A 2,521-nucleotide genomic window follows, 5' to 3' on the forward strand; every position below is an offset into this window, starting at 1 on the left:
CGAAACGCCGTCCGGCTGGCGTAAAATACGCACTTTCCTCTTTCTCGCCCCCTTATGACGCTCGCCTCCACGCTCGACATCATCGCCGAGCTGAAAGCCGGCCGGATGGTGATCCTGGTCGACGAAGAAGACCGCGAAAACGAGGGCGACCTCGTGATCGCCGCCGAATTCGTCACGCCGGAAGCGATCAACTTCATGGCCAAGTACGGCCGCGGCCTGGTTTGTCTGACGTTGACGCAGGAACGCTGCAAGCAGCTGCACCTGCCGCTGATGACCTACCGCAACGGTACGCAGTACGGCACCGCCTTCACGGTCAGCATCGAAGCGGCCGAAGGCGTGACGACCGGCATCTCGGCCGCCGACCGTGCACACACGATCGCCACGGCGGTCGCGCACGACGTGCGCCCCGAGCACATCGTGCAGCCGGGTCACGTGTTCCCGATCATGGCGCAGCCCGGTGGCGTGCTCGTGCGTGCGGGCCACACCGAGGCCGGTTGCGACTTCACCGCGCTCGCGGGCCTCACGCCGGCCGCGGTGATCTGCGAGATCATCAAGGACGACGGCACGATGGCGCGCCTGCCCGACCTGATCGAATTCGCGCAGGAACACAACCTGAAGATCGGCACGATCGCCGACCTGATCCAGTACCGCAGCCGCACCGAATCGATTATCGAGCGCATCGCCGAGCGCACGATGCAGACCGCGCACGGCACGTTCCGCGCAGTGCTGTACCGCGACCAGCCGAGCGGCTCGCCGCACATCGCGCTGGTGCGCGGCGAACCGTCGCCCGGCGCCGATACGCCGGTGCGCGTGCACGAGCCGCTGTCGGTGCTCGACCTGCTCGAAACGGGTGTGTCGACGCACTCGTGGACGCTCGACGCCGCGATGCGCGAGATCGCGGAGCGCGACCTCGGCGTGATCGTGCTGCTCAATTGCGGCGACACGAAGGAACACCTGATCGACGTCTTCAAGGCGTTCGACGAGGAAGAAAAGGCCGCTGTGCTCAAGCGCCGGCCGGTTGATTTCAAGACGTTCGGCATCGGCGCGCAGATCCTGCGCGATGTCGGCGTCGGCAAGATGCAGGTGCTGTCGAATCCGCGCAAGCTGGGCAGCATGTCCGGCTACGGCCTGGAAGTCACGGGCTTCATTCCGATGCCCGGCGGCGAAGCCAAGTCCTGCCCGGCGTCCAACGCGTAACCCGCCACGACGCTTTCGCCCTATAACCGTTCATCCACACCACGGACAAGATCATGGAAATCGGACAATACCAACCGAATCTCGAAGGCGACGGCCTGCGTATCGGCATCGTGCAATCGCGCTTCAACGAGCCCGTATGCAACGGCCTCGCCGACGCGTGCGTCGAGGAACTGGAACGCCTCGGCGTCACCGGTGAAGACGTGCTGCTCGTGTCGGTGCCCGGCGCGCTGGAAATCCCGCTCGCGCTGCAAAAGCTCGCGGAAAGCGGCCAGTTCGACGCGCTGATCGCACTCGGCGCGGTGATCCGCGGCGAGACCTACCACTTCGAACTCGTGTCGAACGAGAGCGGCGCGGGCATCACCCGCATCGGCCTCGACTTCAACCTGCCGATCGCGAACGCGGTCCTGACGACCGAAAACGACGAGCAGGCCGTCGCGCGCATGACCGAAAAGGGTCGTGACGCCGCACGCGTCGCTGTCGAGATGGCCAACCTGACGATGGCGCTCGACCAGCTCGGCGACGACGACGAGGAAGAAGAAGACGAAGACGACGAAGAGGAGCGCGCATGAAGAAGAGCGCCCGCCGACAATCGCGCGAGCTGGCGACGCAGGGGCTGTACCAGTGGCTGCTGTCGAACGCGTCCTCCGGTGAGATCGACGCGCAACTGCGCGGCGCGCTCGGTTACGACAAGGCTGACAAGGATCTGCTCGAAGCCATCCTGCACGGCGTGATCCGCGAGCACGCCACGCTCGTCGAAGCGCTGACGCCGTCGCTCGACCGCCCGATCGAGCAGCTGTCGCCGGTCGAACGCGCGGTGCTGCTGATCGCGACGTTCGAGCTCACGCACCACGTCGAAACGCCGTACCGCGTGATCATCAACGAAGCTGTCGAACTCGCGAAGACGTTCGGCGGCTCCGACGGCTACAAGTACGTGAACGGCGTGCTCGACAAGCTCGCCGCGAAGCTGCGCCCCGCCGAAACGCAGGCGCGCCGCAACGGCTGATTCCGTTGGTCCTGAACGGGCGCGCATGCGCCCGTTTTTTCTTTTGTCTCGCCTCCCTCGCCCTGCCCGCCCGATGAATACCGCCACCGATTCGCTCGTCAAACTCGCCGCACGCGTCGACGCGATCCAGCCCTTCTACGTGATGGAACTGATGAAGGAGGCACAGCGTCTCGAGTCTTCCGGGCGCGATGTTATCCACATGGGCATCGGCGAGCCGGATTTCACTGCGCCGGAGCCGGTCGTCGAAGCAGCTGCGGCCGCACTTCGCCGCGGCGTCACGCAATATACGAGCGCACTCGGCATTGCGCCGCTGCGCGAGGC

3 protein-coding genes and 1 pseudogene are annotated in these 2,521 nt (G+C 65.6%); all 4 read left to right on the forward strand.

Annotation, left to right across the window (positions count from 1 at the left end; genetic code table 11):
* Nucleotides 1-54 precede the first annotated feature (54 nt).
* Nucleotides 55-1,197, forward strand: coding sequence for a bifunctional 3,4-dihydroxy-2-butanone-4-phosphate synthase/GTP cyclohydrolase II (gene ribBA / locus JYJ84_RS33960; protein WP_122944687.1), 1,143 nt, complete (start codon nucleotides 55-57; stop codon nucleotides 1,195-1,197).
* 53 nt (nucleotides 1,198-1,250) lie between these two features.
* A complete protein-coding gene (gene ribH / locus JYJ84_RS33965) occupies nucleotides 1,251-1,766 on the forward strand; it encodes a 6,7-dimethyl-8-ribityllumazine synthase (RefSeq protein WP_089450082.1) in 516 nt (171 codons plus the stop codon).
* A complete protein-coding gene (gene nusB / locus JYJ84_RS33970; protein ID WP_043181698.1) occupies nucleotides 1,763-2,200 on the forward strand; it encodes a transcription antitermination factor NusB in 438 nt (145 codons plus the stop codon). The genes ribH and nusB overlap by 4 nt, the downstream gene beginning before the upstream one ends.
* A gap of 73 nt (nucleotides 2,201-2,273) precedes the next feature.
* Nucleotides 2,274-2,521, forward strand: a pseudogene (locus JYJ84_RS33975) (aminotransferase); the annotation flags it as partial.

It is taken from the genome of Burkholderia sp. LMG 13014, from assembly GCF_905232215.1.
Classification (GTDB): Bacteria; Pseudomonadota; Gammaproteobacteria; order Burkholderiales; family Burkholderiaceae; genus Burkholderia.